Origin of the sequence: Staphylococcus schleiferi (genome assembly GCF_025558325.1) — a bacterium.
GTDB lineage: Bacteria > Bacillota > Bacilli > Staphylococcales > Staphylococcaceae > Staphylococcus > Staphylococcus schleiferi.
Genome location: NZ_CP094712.1, coordinates 1,385,945 through 1,406,601 on the forward strand (window position 1 = coordinate 1,385,945; position 20,657 = coordinate 1,406,601).

20 protein-coding genes and 1 other RNA gene are annotated in these 20,657 nt (G+C 34.9%); 19 read left to right on the plus strand and 2 right to left on the minus strand.

What is annotated here, in order from left to right; genetic code table 11:
• Position 1 precedes the first annotated feature (1 nt).
• From MUA40_RS06535 to MUA40_RS06595, 13 genes are all read left to right on the plus strand, one after another.
• The gene (locus tag MUA40_RS06535; RefSeq protein ID WP_016425104.1) at positions 2-1,243 is read left to right on the plus strand and encodes a tetratricopeptide repeat protein; all 1,242 of its coding nucleotides are present in this window, start codon (positions 2-4) and stop codon (positions 1,241-1,243) included.
• 11 nt (positions 1,244-1,254) lie between these two features.
• Complete coding sequence (locus tag MUA40_RS06540) at positions 1,255-1,806, plus strand: YpiB family protein (protein WP_016425103.1); 552 nt, start codon at positions 1,255-1,257, stop codon at positions 1,804-1,806.
• A gap of 36 nt (positions 1,807-1,842) precedes the next feature.
• Entirely contained in the window at positions 1,843-2,439 is a 597-nt protein-coding gene (locus MUA40_RS06545; protein WP_016425102.1) for a DUF1405 domain-containing protein, read from the plus strand.
• A 37-nt stretch (positions 2,440-2,476) separates the two neighbouring features.
• Positions 2,477-3,175, plus strand: coding sequence for a zinc metallopeptidase (locus MUA40_RS06550; RefSeq protein ID WP_016425101.1), 699 nt, complete (start codon positions 2,477-2,479; stop codon positions 3,173-3,175).
• Positions 3,176-3,443: 268 nt separating this feature from the next.
• Positions 3,444-3,767, plus strand: a complete 324-nt coding sequence (locus MUA40_RS06555) for a nucleotide pyrophosphohydrolase (RefSeq protein ID WP_016425100.1) — start codon at positions 3,444-3,446, stop codon at positions 3,765-3,767.
• Between the two features lie 15 nt (positions 3,768-3,782).
• Positions 3,783-4,907 (plus strand): N-acetyl-alpha-D-glucosaminyl L-malate synthase BshA, encoded by a 1,125-nt coding sequence (gene bshA / locus MUA40_RS06560; protein ID WP_016425099.1) that lies wholly within the window; start codon positions 3,783-3,785, stop codon positions 4,905-4,907.
• A 3-nt stretch (positions 4,908-4,910) separates the two neighbouring features.
• Positions 4,911-6,113, plus strand: a complete 1,203-nt coding sequence (locus MUA40_RS06565; RefSeq protein WP_016425098.1) for a CCA tRNA nucleotidyltransferase — start codon at positions 4,911-4,913, stop codon at positions 6,111-6,113.
• Complete coding sequence (locus MUA40_RS06570) at positions 6,097-7,068, plus strand: biotin--[acetyl-CoA-carboxylase] ligase (RefSeq protein WP_016425097.1); 972 nt, start codon at positions 6,097-6,099, stop codon at positions 7,066-7,068. Before MUA40_RS06565 ends, MUA40_RS06570 begins: the two co-directional genes overlap by 17 nt.
• 31 nt (positions 7,069-7,099) lie before the next feature.
• The gene (locus tag MUA40_RS06575; RefSeq protein WP_262569263.1) at positions 7,100-9,802 is read left to right on the plus strand and encodes a helicase C-terminal domain-containing protein; all 2,703 of its coding nucleotides are present in this window, start codon (positions 7,100-7,102) and stop codon (positions 9,800-9,802) included.
• A 68-nt stretch (positions 9,803-9,870) separates the two neighbouring features.
• Positions 9,871-11,163 carry an asparagine--tRNA ligase gene (gene asnS, locus MUA40_RS06580; RefSeq protein WP_262569264.1) on the plus strand — a complete coding sequence of 431 codons (1,293 nt, stop codon included), beginning with the start codon at positions 9,871-9,873 and terminating at the stop codon, positions 11,161-11,163.
• A 234-nt stretch (positions 11,164-11,397) separates the two neighbouring features.
• Positions 11,398-12,096, plus strand: coding sequence for a DnaD domain-containing protein (locus tag MUA40_RS06585; RefSeq protein ID WP_016425094.1), 699 nt, complete (start codon positions 11,398-11,400; stop codon positions 12,094-12,096).
• Entirely contained in the window at positions 12,086-12,754 is a 669-nt protein-coding gene (nth, locus tag MUA40_RS06590; protein ID WP_126496144.1) for an endonuclease III, read from the plus strand. Before MUA40_RS06585 ends, nth begins: the two co-directional genes overlap by 11 nt.
• Before the next feature lie 3 nt (positions 12,755-12,757).
• Positions 12,758-13,090 carry a YpoC family protein gene (locus MUA40_RS06595; RefSeq protein ID WP_016425092.1) on the plus strand — a complete coding sequence of 111 codons (333 nt, stop codon included), beginning with the start codon at positions 12,758-12,760 and terminating at the stop codon, positions 13,088-13,090.
• 96 nt (positions 13,091-13,186) lie between these two features.
• Here the strand turns inward: MUA40_RS06595 and MUA40_RS06600 are convergent, their stop codons facing one another.
• Positions 13,187-15,403, minus strand: coding sequence for a transglycosylase domain-containing protein (locus MUA40_RS06600; protein ID WP_126496145.1), 2,217 nt, complete (start codon positions 15,401-15,403; stop codon positions 13,187-13,189).
• A complete protein-coding gene (recU, locus tag MUA40_RS06605; RefSeq protein WP_016425090.1) occupies positions 15,400-16,026 on the minus strand; it encodes a Holliday junction resolvase RecU in 627 nt (208 codons plus the stop codon). The genes MUA40_RS06600 and recU overlap by 4 nt, the downstream gene beginning before the upstream one ends.
• 197 nt (positions 16,027-16,223) lie before the next feature.
• On the opposite strand from recU, the gene MUA40_RS06610 reads away from it, so the two are divergent.
• The 6 genes from MUA40_RS06610 to rarD all read left to right on the plus strand — a co-directional run bounded on the left by MUA40_RS06610 (position 16,224) and on the right by rarD (position 20,400).
• On the plus strand, positions 16,224-16,565 hold the full coding sequence (locus MUA40_RS06610) for a DUF1798 family protein (RefSeq protein ID WP_016425089.1): 342 nt from the start codon (positions 16,224-16,226) through the stop codon (positions 16,563-16,565).
• Positions 16,558-17,115 carry an SLOG family protein gene (locus MUA40_RS06615; protein WP_016425088.1) on the plus strand — a complete coding sequence of 186 codons (558 nt, stop codon included), beginning with the start codon at positions 16,558-16,560 and terminating at the stop codon, positions 17,113-17,115. The genes MUA40_RS06610 and MUA40_RS06615 overlap by 8 nt, the downstream gene beginning before the upstream one ends.
• Before the next feature lie 19 nt (positions 17,116-17,134).
• Complete coding sequence (gene gpsB / locus MUA40_RS06620; RefSeq protein ID WP_016425087.1) at positions 17,135-17,470, plus strand: cell division regulator GpsB; 336 nt, start codon at positions 17,135-17,137, stop codon at positions 17,468-17,470.
• A 40-nt stretch (positions 17,471-17,510) separates the two neighbouring features.
• An RNA gene (rnpB, locus tag MUA40_RS06625) (RNase P RNA component class B) lies at positions 17,511-17,896 on the plus strand.
• Between the two features lie 420 nt (positions 17,897-18,316).
• Positions 18,317-19,444 (plus strand): THUMP domain-containing class I SAM-dependent RNA methyltransferase, encoded by a 1,128-nt coding sequence (locus MUA40_RS06630; RefSeq protein ID WP_016425085.1) that lies wholly within the window; start codon positions 18,317-18,319, stop codon positions 19,442-19,444.
• Positions 19,445-19,482: 38 nt separating this feature from the next.
• Entirely contained in the window at positions 19,483-20,400 is a 918-nt protein-coding gene (gene rarD / locus MUA40_RS06635; protein ID WP_016425084.1) for an EamA family transporter RarD, read from the plus strand.
• The last annotated feature ends 257 nt before the right edge of the window (positions 20,401-20,657 follow it).

Here is a 20,657-nt window from a genome sequence, read left to right on the forward strand (position 1 = left end):
TATGCAAGACATCTACAAATTAATCGATGATATCAATCTACAAAAATTAAATCAGCTTGATTCTCGAGTACAACAAGCATTGGAATCTGACGATGATGATGCGTTGTTCGTTTTAGGTGAGACACTGTACAATTTTGGTCTAACACCTCAAGGTCTTGAAGTTTTTAGAACACTTTATATGAAGTATCCCGATGAAGATGAAGTACTAATTTATTTTATTGATGGATTGATTTCCGAAAATCATACAGACGAAGCTTTAGAATATTTAAACGAAGTCCCACTTACTCCCGAACGTTTAATGTTAGAAGCAGATTTATATCAACAAATCAGTATGGTCGATATCGCAATAGAAAAAGTACAACAAGCGATTGATATGCAACCTGCGGATCCGATTATACATTTTGCGCTTGCGGAGCTTCTTTATTTCGACGGGCAATATTTACGTGCTTCGCGAGAATATGACACTGTTCTTGAAAGTGGTGAATATGAAATCAATGGTATCAATTTGTTTTCTAGATTAGCCGACAGTAGCCTTCAAAGCGGTAATTATACCGATGCATTGCGTTGGTTTGATGAAATCAACGAAAAAGAGCTTCATTCTGAAGACTACTTGAAAAAAGCAATTGCTTATGAAAAAAATGATTTAACGCATGAAGCGATTAAACTCATGAAAACTTTATTGCAAAAAGATCCGGATTTCATTCAAGGGTATTATTATTTACAACAATTATATGAAAATGAAAAAAGTTTTGCAGATGCCATTGAGATTGGCCAAGAGGGGTTACGACTCAACCAATTTTATAAAGAATTAATGTATAGTACAGGCGCACTACAAATTGAACATGGTGACCAAAACGAAGGTGTCGAATTGTTAAAACAAGCCCTTGAAGTTGACCCAAGTTATCAAGAACCTTTATTGATGCTTGCAGACTTATTTAGAAAAGAAGAAGAGTATGAAGCGATTATTGAGTTGGTGCAATTCGTCAATGAAGAAGATATGGATCCTCAATTTGTATGGCAATTGGCATATGCATTTGGAGAAGAAGAACGTGATAAAGAAGCGCAGCATTTTTATGAACTCGCTTTCGACACGTATAAAGAAAATATCGACTTCTTAAAAGATTACTATTATTATCTCATCGAAGTCGGTCAGACAGATCAAGCAAAAGGAATACTCGAAACACTTATTGAGAAAGATAAAGGTAATGCAACATGGATTGAAGAACAAGAACGTTTAATGTAAGGTGATGATTCATGTATGAAGTGCATTTAAATTACGAAAAAAGAAACTTTATTGATTATCTGCTATTTCATTATCAATTTAAATCAAGAATTAGCGTTTGGCTCTTAAACCTTATCAGAGCTAATAGCGAAAGACTCGAACGCATTCATTTTGTTGATCATATTGTACAGGGGCATCCCACGCTTGAAATTGCAACTGAAGATGCCCCGTTTGTTGCAATTAAGTATCATGATACACATACGATTTTAATGAATTCAAACGAGATTTTTCACAATATCGTGCAGCACGATGGGATTATTGATATAAAAATCCATTTTGGACATACATCCCAACGCGATAAGAGAATGGATCACCTATTATTACATCAAATCATTACTTCTTACAATAACCATGATTACTTAAAAGATATGTATACCATTGAATTATCTAAAAATATTGAGCATCAGTTAATTCACACTATTCAATCACAAATCGATTTAAGCCTTAACATGAACGATGTAGAGGCTTTTCATCATTTTTCAAACGTTTTGAACTTATTAGAACTACGCCACATGAATGACTAATACGGTCAAATTCATTTAATTAAGAGAGGTGACACCATGCTATGGACGCAAATCCAAAATATGTTAATTTACAATCGAGCGCCATATTTATTCCTCATTTTATTTAATATTTTAGGTACAATTTATGGCTATATTTGGTATCAACCCAGATTGGCTACGACACCTTGGTATTTTTGGCCGTTTGTTCCGGATAGTCCAACAGCAACACTTTTTTTAGTAGTGTCACTTATCCTATTGTATGTTAATAAAAAGAGTGCCGTTATCGATGCGCTTGCTTTTGTAACTTTAATTAAATATGGTGTTTGGGCCGTCTTGATGAATATCATTCTATTTGTGCATGACCAAACGATTTATGTGATGGGTGTTGTACTGCTGATGATGCATGCTATCATGGCAATTCAAGCCTTTTTATTTTTACCCCTCTTTAAATTTACCGAATGTAGCATGATTGTCAGTATCATTTGGGTCTTTCATAATGATGTCATTGATTATGTCTTCCATCAATATCCAGTATATGGAGGACTCTCACAGTATGAAACACAAATAGGTTACATTTCGTTTTGGCTTTCAGTCATTTCCATTTTGTTTTTGATTTATTTTACAAGACAAGGTAAAAAGATTGACCCTATTTGAAGTACCACGTAAAATATAGTCTAAAGGAGTGAGCATAATGTCTTTAATGTCTTTAATTATTTATTTTGTAATACTTATGATCCTCCCAATGTATGCACAACACCAAGTTAAATCTAACTATGAAAAATATTCTCAAGTTAGATCGACAAGTGGCAAGACGGGAAGAGAAGTCGCATTAGAAATTTTACATGCGAATGGCATTTATGATGTGGAAGTAAAAGAAGGTCAAGGATTTCTAACTGACCATTATGACCCTAAAAATAAGGTAGTCGTTTTGTCACCTGCCAACTATAGTCGACCTAGCGTAGCCGGAACTGCAATTGCTGCACACGAAGTCGGACACGCGATTCAAGACTATCAAGGTTACTTCTTTTTACGATTCCGTTCTGCATTAGTACCAGTTGCTAACCTAGGAAGTTCATTGTCATATATTTTCATTATGGCTGGAATTGTGTTAACCGGATTACAAATGGCAATTGGTTCAACTGCTTTATGGATTGGGATTTTCTTAATGGCTTTTGCTGTATTATTTTCAATAGTGACATTGCCAGTTGAATTTGATGCAAGTAAACGTGCTATGAATCAGATTCAAAAGTTAAACATTGTAAATGAAAAAGAATATAAACACGCTGGACGCGTTTTAAGAGCTGCAGCTATGACTTATGTGGCAGCAACAGCAGTCGCAGTCGCTGAGCTATTACGATTTATTTTAATCGCGCGTTCATCAGATCAATAAAATAGAATGCAAAAAGAGTTGGAGAAATTGCTCCAACTCTTTTTTATGCTATAAAGCAATGTTATGCCATGAATGGGAGTTGGAATAACATCAATCTCAAATCACCTGTTTTTAAATCATGATGCATGGTGCATAGTGAATCACTCATTTTAATTTCATGTAAATCGTATTGAGTTGATTCTTAAAAGAGAATGAGCTTGATAGATTGCCCAAATCGATTCATTTCATGTAAGATAAAAGAGAATGAATTTAGAAAGGAAGTCATCAAATGACCAAATCACTCTCTGAAATGCAAAAAGAAGTTGATACATATATATCACAATTTAAAACAGGTTATTTTTCTCCGCTTGCAAATTTGGCACGCTTAACAGAAGAAGTCGGGGAACTTGCACGTGAAATCAATCATTTTCATGGTGAAAAGAAGAAAAAAGAGAGTGAAGCTGATAATACAATTGAAGCAGAGCTAGGCGATAATCTATTTGTATTACTTTGTTTAGCTAATTCTTTAAATATTGATATGACGGATAGTTTTAATCAAACGATGCAAAAATTTAATACACGTGATAAAAATCGTTTTGAAAGAAAATCATAAAGGAGATTATTGACGATGAAAATTGGAATTACTTGTTATCCATCTGTGGGAGGCTCAGGTGTGATTGCAACGGAATTAGGTATATTAATGGCCGAGCGTGGCCACGAGGTTCATTTTATTACTTCTAATATGCCTTTTCGACTTACAAAGCCGATTCCTAACATTACCTTTCATCAGGTTGATGTCAATCAGTATTCTGTTTTTCAATACCCACCTTATGATATTTCGTTAAGTACAAAAATTGCGAACGTCATTAATGAGTATGATTTAGATGTATTACATATGCATTATGCTATCCCTCATGCCATTTGTGGTATTTTAGCAAGACAAATGTCGGGTAAAGATATTAAAATCATGACAACTTTACATGGAACAGATATCACTGTTTTAGGATACGATCATTCGTTAAGAAATGCGATAAAATTTGGTATTGAACAAAGTGATGTCGTGACAAGTGTAAGTCAATCACTTAAAGCACAAACAAATGAGATTATTGCGCCGAATAAAGAAATTATTCCTATCTATAATTTTGTGCGAGAATCAGAGTTTCCAACAAGATATAATCCATCTTTTAAAGAAAGCTATCATATTGAACAAGATGAAAAAGTTTTAATTCATGTTTCAAACTTTCGACAAGTGAAACGCATTGACACCATCATCGACACATTTAGTAAAGTTAGAAAACAAATAAAAGCTAAATTATTATTAATCGGGGACGGACCAGAATTATTAGATATGCGAATGAAAGTACGTGAACTCGGCTTATCCGATGAAGTGCTATTTTTAGGCAAGCAAGATTGTATGAGTAATTTCTATCAAATTGCAGATATTGTGTTATTAATGAGTGAAAAAGAAAGCTTTGGTTTAACCTTATTAGAAGCAATGAAAACGGGTGTTATTCCAATAGGAACTTATGCAGGTGGTATTCAAGAAGTAATTCAACATGAAAAAACAGGCTATCTTGTAGACATAGGAGATAGTGATACAGCTGCACATTATGCATTAAAATTATTAAAAGATCCAGAACTTTATCAAACAATGCAACAACGTATGCTAAAAGATGTTGAGACACGCTTCCATTCTCAGAATATCGCAGATCAGTATGAATATTATTATAAACAAATGTTAGGAGAACTTTAATTCATGAATCGTATTCAATTTGAAGTCGCTCAACCCATTATAGATCGTCTCACCGAAAATGGTTATGAAGCGTATTTCGTTGGTGGCTCAGTACGAGATTACATTATGAATCGCTCTATACATGACGTTGACATTACAACAAGTGCGACACCTGATGAAATCGAATCACTTTTTGAACATACGATACCTATAGGTAAAGATCACGGCACAATCAATATCGTATGGAATAAAGAAAATTATGAAGTGACGACTTTTAGAGCTGAAGGTACTTATATTGAACATAGACGGCCTTCTGAGGTTTATTTTGTACGTGATTTATATCGAGACGTTGAAAGACGTGACTTCACAATGAACGCTATTGCTATGGATATTTCTTTTCAACGTTATGATTACTTTAACGGTGAACAAGATATTCAGCAGCGATTGATTCGAACTGTAGGCGACGCTGAGACACGATTTAATGAAGATGCTTTAAGAATCTTACGTGCACTCCGCTTCAAGTCACAGTTAGGATTCCATATCGAATCACAAACGTATGATGCGATGCAAAAACGATTATCAGATATACAATTTTTATCAATTGAGCGTATCATCGCAGAACTTACAAAATTACTTAACGGTTCTTTTGTTGCTGAGACATTCCCTTTACTACAAGCTTTGAACATTTGGCAATATATCCCTTTATTCAAAGATATGAATATGTCTTCTTTGAAAATTGTTACACCACTTACATTGGAAGCATTTTTAGCACTGATTCTGTTAAAAAATGGGGAAGCCACTCTAAAATCGTTGAAACTTAGCAAAGCTCAGAACCATTCGGTCTCAGCAATGGTCAAAGCGATAAACACAAGTCAATCGATAGAGACCAAAAATGCATTAAAATTATTTGTTTATGATTTTGGTTTGGATTTATCACTTGAACTTCTACGTTTAAAGGAAATATGGCTAGCAAACCAAATCTCATTACCATCCCCTTTAGTTTATAATGAAGGCACCCTTCGAACAGTATGGGACGAACTTCCGATAAAGGATCGTCAGTCTATGGCTATTAATGGCGCTATTTTAATGGATGCACTTCATTTAAAAGGTGGACCTTGGCTTAAAAAAGCCTTGCGAGAAGTTGAATGTGCGATCATTAAAGGCCAACTGGGGAATCAACAAGAAGAAATTATTGAATGGGTGAAAGAACATGTCGAAATATCGTGAAACTATATTGGAATTACTTACCGAAGCAAGACCTGACTATATCTCTGGCCAAACCATTGCGGAAAAACTGAATATTTCGAGAATGACTGTTAAAAAAACAATTGATCAACTTAAGTTAGAAGGCATTTCAATCGATTCTGTCCATAATCGTGGACATAAACTAAATGAACTTCCAACACAATGGCACGAAGGCGTCTTAAATGGGCTATTTAAAGATTCTACATTTATAGAGAAATTCGAATGTTATGCGACGGTCGATTCCACACAACAAATTGCCAAAAAATCGATTGTTGATTTTGATGGGACTATGTTGATTTTGAGCGATGCGCAAACTGCGGGAAAAGGGCGGTTCAAACGCGTTTGGCAATCTCCAAAAGAGAAAGGGTTATGGATGTCTGTCGTTTTACGCCCAGAAATTTCTTTTTCAATGCTGACAACATTTAATTTATTTATTTCTCTTGCAATCTGTGAAACGATACAAACTTATCTCACAGATCAAGTTCAAATCAAATGGCCCAATGACATCTATATTGGAACTCAAAAAGTCTGTGGCTTTTTAACTGAAATGATTGCCAATGCAGATGGTATAGAAGCGGTCATTTGTGGTATAGGTATTAATATTAATCATGAAGATTCAGACTTTGACCCAAGTTTAAATCATACAGCAACAAGCCTTAAAATACATAGCGGTCAAGACATCAATCGTTATGACTTTTTGAAGGTACTCATGCGTAATATTGAGCAACGTTATTTACAATTTTTAAATGAGCCATTCACTGCAATCAAAGAGGAATACATTGCACATTCAAATATATGGAATAAGCAATTGCGTTTTACAGAAGGATCACAGCAGTTTTATGGTAAAGTCGTTGAAATTGATGACCAAGGCTTTTTACATGTCGTTGATCGTCAAGGTGATCTTCACAGATTAATGAGTGCTGACATCGAATTATAAACGACAAACAGAGAAAGGAGGCACCTTTTATATGGCGCAATCGCCTTGTTATGCCGTCATCGACCTTGAAACGACTGGCAACCAAACAAATTATGATGAAATCATACAAATTGGTATTACATTTGTACAAGACAAACAAATTATTGATAGTTATCATTCAATGATAAAAACAGATATTCAAATCCCGACATTTATTCAAGCTTTAACCTCAATAGAAGAAGAAATGTTACAACAAGCGCCTTATTTTCATGAAGTCGCAAAAGAAATATATTCAAAAATAAAAGATTGTATATTTGTAGCACATAATGTGAATTTTGATTTGAATTTTTTGAAACGTTCTTTTAGAAAGTGTCATATTCATTATCAACCAAAGAAAGTGATCGATACTTTAGAGCTTTTTAAGGTGGCTTTTCCTACCGAAAAAAGCTATCAATTGACAGAGCTGTCAGAATCTTTAGGTGTGCCTTTAACTAACGCACATCGCGCGGATGAAGATGCCCGGACGACAGCACGAATTATGATTTTAGCCTTTGATAAATTTGAAACACTCCCGCTCAATACTAAAAAGCAGCTTTACTATTTAAGCAAACAACTCAAATATAACTTGGATGACTATTTTTTCGAATTGGTTCGATTACATCAACCTTCATTAGAACAAAAGCAGTTACAACAATTTGAGCAGATTTTTTATAAACCACAACCGGAATTTCATGAAGCGACATTAAAGTTTGAAGGGGACTTAAATGACCTATATCAATTAATTATCAATCATTGTGGATATCAGTATAGAGAAGAGCAGCTTTATATGGCACAAGTCGTTTTTGATCAATTGATGCATAATGATAAAGCCTTGATTGAAGCAAACACAGGAAGCGGTAAATCTTTAGCTTATTTGATTGCTGCATTAATGTATTATATCGAAACAGGCGAGCATGTAATGATTTCGACTAATACTAAAATGTTACAAAATCAGCTTTTATCTCATGATATTCCGATGTTGAACGATGCTCTAAATAGTACGATTAACGCAACACTGATCAAAAGTAAGCAAGACTATATTTCACTAGGACTTATCAGTCAAGTGTTAAAAGATGAAACATCGAATTATGATGTAAATTTACTTAAGATGCAGTTATTAATTTGGATTTTAGAGACACATACGGGTGATATAGAAGAACTCAATCTACGTGGTGGACAAAAAATGTATTTTGAGCAAAAAGTTGAAACTTATGTGCCGATTCGTAAAGATATTCATTATTATAACCACATACGGACGAATGCTTCGAAAATTCAAATTGGTATTACAAATCACGCACATTTATTATATTCTTCACCAGACCATACGATCTATCAATTGTTTAATCATTGTATCATCGATGAAGCCCATCGATTGCCTGATTATGCGATTGATTGTGCCATGCGTGCTTTTGGCTATTCAGACATTAAATATCAACTAGGACTCATTGGTAAAACAGAAAACGAGAAGTTACTCAAACAAATTGATCAGTTGGAGCAACAACGAATACTCGAAAAATTAGATATTCCGCCAATAGACGTCTTTAACATTAAACAAGATATTAACGCAATACATGATATGAACGAACAGTTCTTTGAAACATTGTTTGAGATGGTCCATAATGCACACATTTATGACGACGAAACATCAAAACTGTTTTATGTTTATGATATTGATGTTAATGTATTGATACCATCATTACATCACTTTATTTCGCAAATTAATTTAACACTCGAAAACTTTAACAGTATGAAACATAAAGTGATTAAGACGATGCGCAAACATTTACTTTATATTGTCGATCAATTACGGCACATTGAGAATGGTTTAAAAGATGGACATATGGCTTATCTATCGCTCAAAAATTTACAACAAAAGTCAACTATCAAAATTCATATTAAAGATCATTCTGTGAAGCATCTATTATCAGAGAAGATACTCAATAAATTTGACTCTATTTCGTTCGTATCCGGAACCTTAACTTTTAATCAGTCATTTAAAACTTTTAAAAAGTGGTTTGAGGATGAAACATCATTTCAAACCTATCAAATTCAATCCCAACAAACATTTCAACCGAATGGTCATATCTTTATTCCAAAAGATATTAAGCGCTACAATTATCAAAACCAAGATGAATATATCCAAACCATTGTCGATTATATCGCGCGATATGTGACCACAGTTGAAGGAAAATGTCTAATATTATTTACTAGTTATAAAATGTTATATACGGTTATGGATTATTTAAACCAAATGGTTGAATTTGAAGATTATGTGATTTTAACGCAACAGCAAAATCAAAATTATAAAATTGCCCAACAATTTAATCATTTTGATAAAGCGATTTTATTAGGAACAAGCACATTTTTTGAAGGATTCGATTATCAAGCAGAAGGAATTAAATGTGTCATGATTGCTAAATTACCATTTATGAATCAACATGCAACGAAGCCTATGCTACTTGCAAATGAGTTTGATAATGTCTTCAAGGATTATGTGTTACCAGAAGCTGTTTTGCGATTTAGACAAGGACTGGGTCGTCTTTTACGGAACGAAAAAGATAAAGGCGTCATTGTATCTTTTGATAATCGACTTATCCATAGTCAATATAAACAATTTTTCCAAAATACATTAACGCATTACAAACAACATCAAGGTAATATTCAGCAATTTGAACGATTACTCAATCGAATGCAATCGAATGATTCGACAGATTAGTCATTAGGTAGAAGTTCGTAACTACTTTTGTTAAAATAGTAACAGTATTAATAAATAGGAGAATGGTTATGAAAACAACGATTAAAGAAGCAAAAAATAAGATTGGCCAAGAAGTAACAATAGGCGCTTGGTTAGCAAACAAGCGTTCAAGCGGTAAAATTGCATTTCTTCAGTTACGTGACGGCACAGGCTTTATGCAAGGTGTTGTAGTAAAAGCAGAAGTAGATGAAGAAACATTTCAACTTGCAAAATCTATAACACAAGAGTCTTCACTTTATGTAACAGGTGAAATTACTGAAGATCAACGTTCAGATTTAGGTTATGAAATGCAAGTGAAAAAAATTGAAGTTATCCATGATGCTCATGATTATCCTATTACACCTAAAAATCACGGCACAGAATTTTTAATGGATCACCGTCATTTATGGTTACGTTCTAAAAAACAACACGCTGTGATGAAAATTCGTAATGAAATTATTCGAGCAACATATGAATTTTTCAATAATAACGGCTTTACAAAAATTGACCCACCAATTTTAACTGCGAGTGCACCAGAAGGGACAAGCGAATTATTCCATACAAAATACTTTGATGAAGATGCGTTTTTATCACAAAGTGGACAACTTTATATGGAAGCTGCAGCGATGGCGCATGGTAAAGTGTTCTCATTTGGGCCAACATTTAGAGCTGAAAAATCTAAAACAAGAAGACATTTAATTGAGTTTTGGATGATTGAACCTGAAATGGCATTTACAACACACCAAGAGAGTTTAGAAGTGCAAGAAGCTTATGTTGCTTTTATCGTCAAATCAGTACTCGAAAATTGTAAAATCGAATTAAAAGCACTTGGTCGTGATACTTCTAAATTAGAAAAAGTTCAAACGCCATTCCCATGTATTTCTTATGATGATGCGATTAAATTTTTACATGAAGAAGGTTTTAACGACATTGAGTGGGGCGATGATTTCGGTGCGCCACACGAAACAGCTATCGCAAATCATTATGATTTACCCGTATTTATCGTTAACTATCCAACTAAAATCAAACCATTTTATATGCAACCGAACCCTGAAAATGAAGAGACTGTCCTTTGCGCTGATTTAATCGCTCCAGAAGGCTACGGTGAAATCATTGGTGGTTCTGAACGTATCAATGATATTGATTTATTAGAAGCACGCATTGAAGCGCACCATCTCGATGCCGAAAGCTATCAATATTATCTTGATTTACGTAAATATGGTAGTGTGCCACATAGTGGTTTTGGTCTTGGTCTTGAACGTACTGTGGCATGGATTTCAGGAGTAGAACATGTTCGTGAAACTTCACCATTCCCACGTTTATTAAACCGTTTATATCCTTAATTAACAATCGAATTGAAGTTGGGCGCACATGGATGAATTCAACGATCAGTTGTCTTGCATGATAAGTCAGTACGTTATTTTCACTTATCATCCCCATGTGATAAAGGTCTCAACCTCGTTCGGGGTGAGATGATGAAACCTGTTTTTGAGAGGTTTCTCACTCACTCTTTTTTTATCGCTCATGTTTGATAGATCAGTGCGGACTTCATTTAAATATAGTGAGGGGGAAATGGTATGAATGCACGTGAACTTCAAATTAGACCTGTTGTGATTCGATATGAACTCCTTGAGCATTATCATGACTTAGGTTTGAATGAGAATGACTTAGTGATACTCCTTAAAATTTTGCATGCTTACGAGCACTCGAATGAACAACCTTCTATAGATACGTTAAAAAAAGGGACAACTATGAAAGCGTTCGAAGTGACAACCATCATTCAAAAGCTCATTCAGCTCGGTTTGTTAGAAATGAGAGTTGAGAAAAACGCAGAAGGTAAATTCACTGAATATATCAACTTAGAAGGGTTCTATGAACAATTTTCGCAAGTATTATCACAAGTTGAACAAACAACGCAATCTACATCTCAAGCAGAGGCTTTTAAACAATTGTTTCATCGCATAGAAACTGAATTCGGACGTCCGTTATCGCCTTTAGAAATAGAACATATTAATCAATGGCTAGATGTTGATCACTATGACATTAAAATTATTGATGCTGCACTGAACGAGGCCCTTGCACATCAGAAGACATCATTAAAGTACGTAGATAGAATTTTATTAAATTGGCAAAAAAATAATGTGACTACCGTAGAAGATACGCAACCGATTCGTGCAAAATTTAAAAAGCAATCTCAATCTCAACAACCTGTTAAAAAAATAGAAAACCTTCCAAAATTTAATTGGTTGAAAGGAGAGAATCCTTTTGATAAGTAAAAAGAAAGCACTTGAAATGATTGATGTGATTGATCAAATGTTTCCCAATGCAGAGTGCGAGTTAGTTCATGATAATCCTTTCGAGTTGACCATTGCGGTTCTATTATCAGCGCAATGTACAGATAATACCGTCAATAAAGTTACGCATTCATTATTTCAAAAATATCATACTCCAGAAGATTATTTAGCTGTTGATTTAGAGGAATTACAACAAGATATTCGTTCGATTGGACTTTATCGAAACAAAGCAAAAAATATACAAAAATTAAGTCGATCTTTACTTGATCAATTCGATGGGGAAGTTCCACATACACTTGCTGAACTAGAAAGTCTTGCTGGTGTCGGTCACAAAACGGCAAACGTAGTGATGAGTGTCGCATTTGGTGAACCTGCACTTGCAGTAGATACGCATGTTGAACGCGTATCTAAACGTTTAGGCATTTGTAGATGGAAAGATAATGTAACTGAAGTTGAACGCCGATTAACGTCAATCATTCCAAAAGAACGCTGGACAAAGAGCCACCACCAACTTATCTTCTTCGGTCGCTATCATTGTCTAGCTAAAAAACCGAAATGTGGTGTTTGTCCATTATTTGATGATTGTCGAGAAGGTCAAAAGCGTTATCGTGCATCACTTAAAGCAGCAGGAGGGCACTAGTTGATGGAACAATTAAATCAAATGACTACTTTAGAAAAAGAATTAGATCAATTCGCCAAAAGTCGTCAAATTGGCAGTGTACAGGCCAAACCATTACTTAATCAATATTACTCATTGTTAATGGACTATTTTTACGCAATTAACCAAGTCGAACCTACTTCATTAGCACAACTTGATTTGGATACACTCACAATCGTTCCGTTTAATATTGTTGATCGACTTGCATATATTGAAGAAAGAAAGCATCACTATATGGGCTACCAACAAATGAAAACACTCAAATCAGAACTGATTAAAATGTATGCCGCTTATCGTGCGCGACATCACATTGAATGACTCTTCTTCATCTTCATACAATGATTTCAAACATCAATCAAAGACAAAAAATATCCCAGTTTTCTCGCATTGAGTAAACTGGGATATTTGTATGATTTATCGGTTAAAAAGATGACCGAAAAAACCACCATTATTATTTGAGTTATTGTTACCTTGTTGTTGTGGACGGTTACCGTTATTCAAATTCTGACTTTCATTGTTGCTATCACTTGATCCAGATGTCGAATTGGAGTTAGAACCTCCGCTTGACTCTGTAAAGTTACTTGTTGTATGGCCATCCGGTGATTTTGATACATATAAACTTTTACCGCTACCACTTACAGAATCAGGGCGTTTGAAATCTTCACCATCGTGTGGACTAATTTCACTCATGACATCTTTAAATAGAAGTTGAGGATATTTTTGTTCACTACTACCGACGAATGAGTTTTCACCATATTGCTTAACTTTGTCAAAGCCCATCCATACTGACATTGTGTATTTAGGTGAGAAACCTGTAATCCAGACGTCTTTAGCGGCTGAGTCAGGTAAGTTATATTGTTGATACGCTTCTTGACCATATGTGCCTGTACCTGTTTTAGCTGCCATGTGGACACCTGAAACACTGTTACCATAAGCTGAACCATAAGCTTCAAACGTACCTTTTAAAATTTCAGTTATCATATAAGCCGTATAATCACTCATCGCTTTATGACTTGTATGATCAAATTCAACTGTATCGCCATTTGCCTCTACAACTTTCTTAATAGAGTGTGCTTTATTATAAGTTCCTCCATTAGCAAATGAAGCATAAGCTGAAGCGAGTTGCGTAGGTGAGAATTCAGAAGATGAACCACCTAGAACTTCAGATGGACCAATATTTGAATTTTCATATTCGAGTCCTACTTTTTTCGCAAAATCAGTTGGTGCTTTACTTCCTGCTTGTTCTTTTACTTGTTGCCAAGTTTTTAAAGCTGGAATGTTAAAACTTTGACGTAATGCATCATAAATCGAAACTGTACCGTGACTCTTCTGATCATAGTTTCGGAATGTACCACCGTCAATGTTGTACGACTGCTCATCTTGGATAGAATGGTTTGTCGCCCATTGTAATTTTTCGATAGCTGGACCATAAGCTAAGAATGGTTTCAATGTAGAGCCTGTAGGGTGTGCGTCAGTCGCTTGGTTACGCTGAACAACATCTTTATAATCTCTACCACCAGAAATAGCTGCAAGGGCACCTGTTTTACTGTCTACAATTGTTGAACCGACGAGCTGATCATCATTTTTATAATAGCCGCCATTATCAATATGACTTTGTAAAGAATTTTGAGCATCTTTATCCATATACGTATAAATCTTAATACCGCTATTTAATAAATCTGCTAAATTTTCATTTTTAAATTCAGGGTTACCCATTAATTCCTGCTTCACAAAATTGACGTAAGAATTGTATTGTTGTGAATCATCATCCGGTTTAACTTGACGCTCTTCAGCTGAACGTTTAACTAAGTTCGCTGTAATTGGCGTATCTTGTGCTTCTTTCTTTTGCTTTTCAGTAATACGGTGGTGATAAGCCATTAAATAAAGCACTGTGTCTTTACGTTTTTCAGCTTCTTTAGGATGATCGTACACATTGTATGTGTTTGGAACTTGTGGCAAACCAGCAAGATAAGCAGATTCTGCTAAATTAAGATCTTTCAAGTCTTTATTGAAATAGTATTTTGCTGCGGCTTTAACGCCATAAACACCATCAGAATAATAAATTTTATTCAAGTACATTTGGAAGATCTCATCTTTAGAGTATTCTTGCTCAAGACGATAAGATAAATATGCTTCTTGCGCTTTACGTTCGATAGATTTTTGGTCAGTCAAAAATGTTCGTTTAACAACTTGTTGCGTTAAAGTTGAAGCACCTTGTGAACCAAAACCACCAGATACATTTTTAAGTACAGCGCCGAACAGACGTTTATAGTCTATCGCACCATGATCATAAAAACGGTTATCTTCAGTAGCAAGTACAGCATCTTTCATCGTATCTGGAACATCTTTTAAATCAACATGTTCACGTCTTGCACCATTATCAAGCGTCTTGACTAAATCGCCATCTTTATCATAAATTTTCGCCGGACTCGGATCTTGTAATTTTGATTCGTTAAAAGCTGGAGCTTTCCACGCATAGTAAGCAAAAAGCAAAACAGCTAATAACGCTAAAATGACAAATGCTAGAACTAAAAAGCTCAGCACCTTAATAATCGTACGCTTAATATTTTTATTCTTTTTTTGACCGGACTTCTTGTTGGCGTGACTAGAAGTCCCTTTCTTTTCCGTCATAAGCGGTCCTCACTTTCATCTAATATCAACTTATCAACTGCATTGAGGTAATCTAATCTGGGTTGATACTGATAAGGAATATAGTAACCATTTTCTTGAATTTCTTCAACCTTAATTGATTTTTTTCCATTTTTTATGTAACGCTCCCAAAATGGAATAAATCGCTTAAACGGTAAAAGATAGACTTCATCGATTCCTTTAAAACGAAATAACAAAAATGCAATACCGCCATGCGCCACAACTTGCTCCATATGTTTCACTTGATGTTCATGAATGTTTTGTAATGGAAAGGACGTTTTATTTTTTGTTTCTTTCGCTTCAAAGTCGATATAAAAGCCTTTATAAACACCATTATAGTCAGTGGTTGAAGGCGTTCTAAAATAAGCCTCTTTTATTACAGCTTGACTCCGCTTAGGATAATCGACTTGAACAATTTGCACAGGTGTCGGTTTCTTGTGTATCACAGCTTTATTCGTTCTCAAATAGAACTGATTAGAACGTTCAATGTCATTTTCTAATGTCATCCCACGGCCACCGTATTTTATTTTACTAGAACTATGACGCACAGGGCTTCCGTCTTGAGTCCGACTTGGTTTGAAAGGCTTACCATTTGGATAATTCATTTTTTCACCTACAGTCCATGTTTGCTGTCCTATTAAACATGATAGGATAGGCGTTTTATAAATCAAAAAAACGATTCATAAACTGTCATTATTGTAACATAGATAGGTCTTGACCGTTACCCCTAAACATATCTGGTTAAAACTTTGAATTTGAATATGATAAAATCGAAGTAATCTAACATGAGGTGATACCACTTATGCAATCTGCAATCGAAAAACTTCTTGATGACTTGAACCATATCTCTTTGCGTTATCAACAGGCTAGGGAAGGGCACCCATTTGAATTTTACGAAGACATTGCACCTTTTGTTGCACAAGTCGATCAAGATGTAGCATCTTTAAATTTGTATGAGAATCAAATTCAAGATCTTCCATATTTTAATCGTCAAAAATTTGTGCGTATGCAATCACTTATTTCAGAGCTTGCTATCAGCTGTCACCAATCCACAACAAGTAAAAAAATATTTATAGATCGATTTAAAGCGGTTCAACACGACTTGAATTATCTCATTCAAAACGGGGGTCATAAAGATGTATAAAACGATGTATATTACAGGTTATAAATCATATGAACTTCAAATCTTTGATTCCCAAGCGAAAGAAGTGACCTATTTAAAAAAATTTATTACTCAAAAACTCATTCAATACATTGAAGAGGGGCTTGAATGGGTATTAATACAAGGACAGTTGGGAATTGAAATGTGGGCTGCAGAATGTGTCATTGAACTTAAAAAGGAATACCCAGAGTTGAAACTCGGTGTCATTACGCCTTTTTTAGATCATAGCTCTAAATGGAATGAGGCTAACCAATTACAGTACCAACAAATCATAGCAGAGAGCGACTATGTTAATAGTATTTACCAATCTGCTTATCAAGGCCCTTTTCAATTTCAAGCTGCAGATCAATTTATGTTGGACCATACGGATGTCACAGTCTTAATTTATGATGATGAACAAGAGGCAAGCCCTAAGTTCTTCAAACAGAAGTTAGTTGATTTTGTTGAAAAAACAAACTATACTTGTGATATTGTGACGTTTGACGAAATTATGAGCTTTATCAATGATTTACAATGGTCAGAAGAAATTTAAATCAAATGAGGTGGAACAAATGTCAGATGTTTCGTTAAAGCTTTCAGCAAAAGACATTTATGAAAAAGATTTTGAAAAAACGATGGTACGTGGGTACAGACCAGAAGAGGTTGATGCATTTTTAGACGATATCATCGCTGATTATCAAAAAATGGCAGACCTAAATAATGAAGTGATTAAATTATCAGAAGAAAATCACAAGCTGAAAAAAGAAATTGAAGATCTACGTATTCGTGTTGCTTCAAGTAGACCTCAAGATAATAAGAGTTTCGCTAACCAAAGTTCAACTCAAAGCAATAACGTAGACATATTAAAACGTATTTCTAATTTAGAAAAAGCGGTCTTTGGAAAATAGTCATTGCTTTTGAGATTAAAAATGCTATAATTTTTAAGGATATTTCGTGTAATCGCTATATGGTTTACATATAGAGGAAAGTCCATGCTCACACAGTCTGAGATGACTGTAGTGTTCGTGCTTGATGAAACAATAAGTCAAGGCAATATCAATGATATTGACGGCAATGAACTAACCTAAGTCATTAGATATGGTTATATTAGTTTGAAAGTGCCACAGTGACGTAGCTTTATTAGAAATAATAAAGGTGGAACGCGGTAAACCCCTCGAGTGAGCAATCCAAATTTGGTAGGAGCACTTGTCTAACGAAATTCAACGTATAGACGAGGAAAGGTAATATCCCTTTCAGACAGATGATTACAACTGGCGTACCAGTGCTGCTAGTGCACGTAATGAGTACAATAGTACAGAACATGGCTTATGGAAATATCTCAACTAGTTCGGGCTGGGACATCGAGTTCCAGCCCTTCATTTATGCAAAAAATAAATGAAGCAGCTTAATCGTGTGTTAAAATAAAATTGTGTTAAAAAATTCACTGAAAATATTTTTTCAATGGTTTACAAAATAATAGTTAAAAATCAATCGCATCCCTAAAAGTGACGATTAAATTTTTAAAATTTTTAACTTGCTGAGTTGGAGAAGGAAAGCGTCCAAAAAATTAGAGGTTTTATAGGACGCGTCTTGCCATGAATCATAATGTTATTTCAGAAATTAAGGACCCTTGACTTAATCACGTATACATGTAAGTCAGTTTCTTTACAATTCTAGCCTTCCTTACATGCCGGGGAAGGACTTGATATTTTATAGGCAGTTTAATTCCAAATATGTATGTTAGGAGAATGATTGTGTATCAATTATTAGCAGTATGTCCAATGGGGCTTGAATCGATTGTTGCCAAAGAAGTACAAGAGTTAGGATACGAAACGCGCGTTGAAAATGGACGCATTTACTTTCAAGGTGATGCATCTGCATTAATTAAAGCCAATCTATGGTTGCGTACAGCAGATCGTGTCAAATTAATTATCGGTCAGTTTGAAGCAAAAACTTTTGACGATTTATTTGAACAAACTAAAAATCTTCCTTGGGAAAACTATATTTCTGAAAATGGACAGTTTCCAGTACAAGGTCGTAGCTTAAAATCGACGTTACATAGCGTACCAGATGTCCAAGCCATTACTAAAAAAGCAATTGTAGAAAGACTTAAAAAAGCATACGAAGTGTCAGGCTGGTTAGACGAAAGCGGCGCGAAATATCCTGTAGAAGTCAATATTTTAAAAGACCGTGTTCTTTTAACAATTGATACATCTGGTTCTGGACTTAACAAACGCGGTTATCGACTCGCTCAAGGTGAAGCGCCGATTAAAGAAACGTTAGCCGCGAGTTTAGTTAAACTTGCAAACTGGAAAGGCGATACACCATTAATCGACCCATTTTGTGGTTCTGGAACTATCGCAATAGAAGCTTGTTTAATCGCCCAAAATATTGCACCTGGCTTTAATCGCTCATTTGTTTCAGAACAGTGGGATATAATTCCTGATGGACTCTTTGATCAACTGAGAGATGAAGCAGATCAACAGGCTGATTATGATAAAGAAATAGAAATCTATGCTTCAGATATTGACCCTAAAATGGTTGAAATCGCAAAACGAAATGCTGATGAAGTAGGGGTTGGCGATATCATCAAATTTGAAGTTAAAGACGTCAACACTTTAACAATAGCGCATGAAGGGCCAATCGGGCTAATAGGGAACCCGCCTTATGGTGAACGTATTGGTGACCGCGATGAAGTAGAAGCTATGTATCGCTATTTAGGTACATTATTGCATCAAAATCCTCAACTTTCACTGTATATTATGACAAGCCATAAAGCATTCGAACATTTAGTTAATCGTAAAGCAACAAAACGACGTAAACTTTTTAATGGCTATATCGAAACGACTTATTATCAATATTGGGCAAATAAAAGTGAATAAGCAATTCATGAAAACTTTTTTAGAAAAGAGGGACTGATTTGTATCAAGATCAGGCGTTTAAACGTGGGATTTTTTATTCAGTAATATCTTATGTCATGTGGGGAACACTCCCACTCTATTGGACATTAATTCGTGGGATAGATGCGACTGAAACGTTAATGTTTCGTATTGTATTATCACTCATATTTATGGTTATTTTAATTCCGTTAATAGGCCAACAAAAGCAAGTCTATCAAGATTTTTCAAATTTAATAGCTAAACCACTCAAACTTTTTATCATTATATTAGCGGGATACGTTGTAGCAGTGAACTGGGGGACATTCATCTTTGCAGTTAACTCTGGTTATGTGCTACAAACAAGTTTAGGTTATTACATTAATCCGCTAGTCAGTATTTTACTGGCAATGATCTTTTTTAAAGAACGTTTTAATCGTTTAGAGTGGCTTGCAATTCTCTTTGCTGCTATAGGTGTCGTTTATATGACAATCAAAGTAGGGGAATTTCCAGTCATTTCTTTACTTTTAGCTTTTTCATTCGGCATATACGGCCTGCTCAAAAAATTAGTGCCTATGCCTGCAGTAAGTAGTATTACGATTGAGTCATTAGCAACTGCACCAATGGCGTTGATCTATCTCATATATCTTGGACAAACGTCAGGGTTAAGTGTCGGAATCAATATGTCATCATTTTGGCTCCTTTTTTCAGGCGCAGTAACCGCGATACCGCTTCTTGCTTTTTCAGAGGGCGCGATTCGTATTCCACTATCACTTATGGGTTTTATTCAATATATTGGGCCGACACTTATTTTTATACTGGGTATTTTTGTATTTAAAGAGCCATTTAATATGGATCAGTTTATCACATTCTGTTTTATTTGGACTGGCATTCTCATTTATGTCATTTCCCAACTCCTTAAAATGAAACGTCGTCCAAAACCGCTTGAATTTCAAGAATAGACAGTATTTGGCGCAGTATATTAACTCAATAGTATATTCAATAAGCAGCAACGTTACATTCATGTGACGTTGTTTTTTTAATCTGCATTTTAATACAAAGTAAGCGTTAATGAAATTGAGCTTAACAGAATAATTAAGAAGCGCTCACAATGTTTTGACTTCATCATAATGTCTTCCTATCGATATGCATATCGCTTCAAGTGATAAAATAAGTATGACTGTACAATGTTACAATTAAATTCATATAATAGAACTAT

Bases quoted from the DNA above. Each gene is read 5' to 3' on its own strand.
- recU (WP_016425090.1), bottom strand. From the start codon at position 16,026: ATGAATTATCCAAATGGTAAGCCTTTCAAACCAAGTCGGACTCAAGAC.
- gpsB (WP_016425087.1), top strand. From the start codon at position 17,135: ATGTCAGATGTTTCGTTAAAGCTTTCAGCAAAAGACATTTATGAAAAA.
- MUA40_RS06540 (WP_016425103.1), top strand. From the start codon at position 1,255: ATGTATGAAGTGCATTTAAATTACGAAAAAAGAAACTTTATTGATTAT.
- MUA40_RS06600 (WP_126496145.1), bottom strand. From the start codon at position 15,403: ATGACGGAAAAGAAAGGGACTTCTAGTCACGCCAACAAGAAGTCCGGT.
- asnS (WP_262569264.1), top strand. From the start codon at position 9,871: ATGAAAACAACGATTAAAGAAGCAAAAAATAAGATTGGCCAAGAAGTA.
- MUA40_RS06585 (WP_016425094.1), top strand. From the start codon at position 11,398: ATGAATGCACGTGAACTTCAAATTAGACCTGTTGTGATTCGATATGAA.
- MUA40_RS06535 (WP_016425104.1), top strand. From the start codon at position 2: ATGCAAGACATCTACAAATTAATCGATGATATCAATCTACAAAAATTA.
- MUA40_RS06550 (WP_016425101.1), top strand. From the start codon at position 2,477: ATGTCTTTAATGTCTTTAATTATTTATTTTGTAATACTTATGATCCTC.
- MUA40_RS06610 (WP_016425089.1), top strand. From the start codon at position 16,224: ATGCAATCTGCAATCGAAAAACTTCTTGATGACTTGAACCATATCTCT.
- bshA (WP_016425099.1), top strand. From the start codon at position 3,783: ATGAAAATTGGAATTACTTGTTATCCATCTGTGGGAGGCTCAGGTGTG.
- MUA40_RS06570 (WP_016425097.1), top strand. From the start codon at position 6,097: ATGTCGAAATATCGTGAAACTATATTGGAATTACTTACCGAAGCAAGA.
- MUA40_RS06575 (WP_262569263.1), top strand. From the start codon at position 7,100: ATGGCGCAATCGCCTTGTTATGCCGTCATCGACCTTGAAACGACTGGC.
- MUA40_RS06555 (WP_016425100.1), top strand. From the start codon at position 3,444: ATGACCAAATCACTCTCTGAAATGCAAAAAGAAGTTGATACATATATA.
- MUA40_RS06595 (WP_016425092.1), top strand. From the start codon at position 12,758: ATGGAACAATTAAATCAAATGACTACTTTAGAAAAAGAATTAGATCAA.
- MUA40_RS06545 (WP_016425102.1), top strand. From the start codon at position 1,843: ATGCTATGGACGCAAATCCAAAATATGTTAATTTACAATCGAGCGCCA.
- MUA40_RS06615 (WP_016425088.1), top strand. From the start codon at position 16,558: ATGTATAAAACGATGTATATTACAGGTTATAAATCATATGAACTTCAA.
- MUA40_RS06565 (WP_016425098.1), top strand. From the start codon at position 4,911: ATGAATCGTATTCAATTTGAAGTCGCTCAACCCATTATAGATCGTCTC.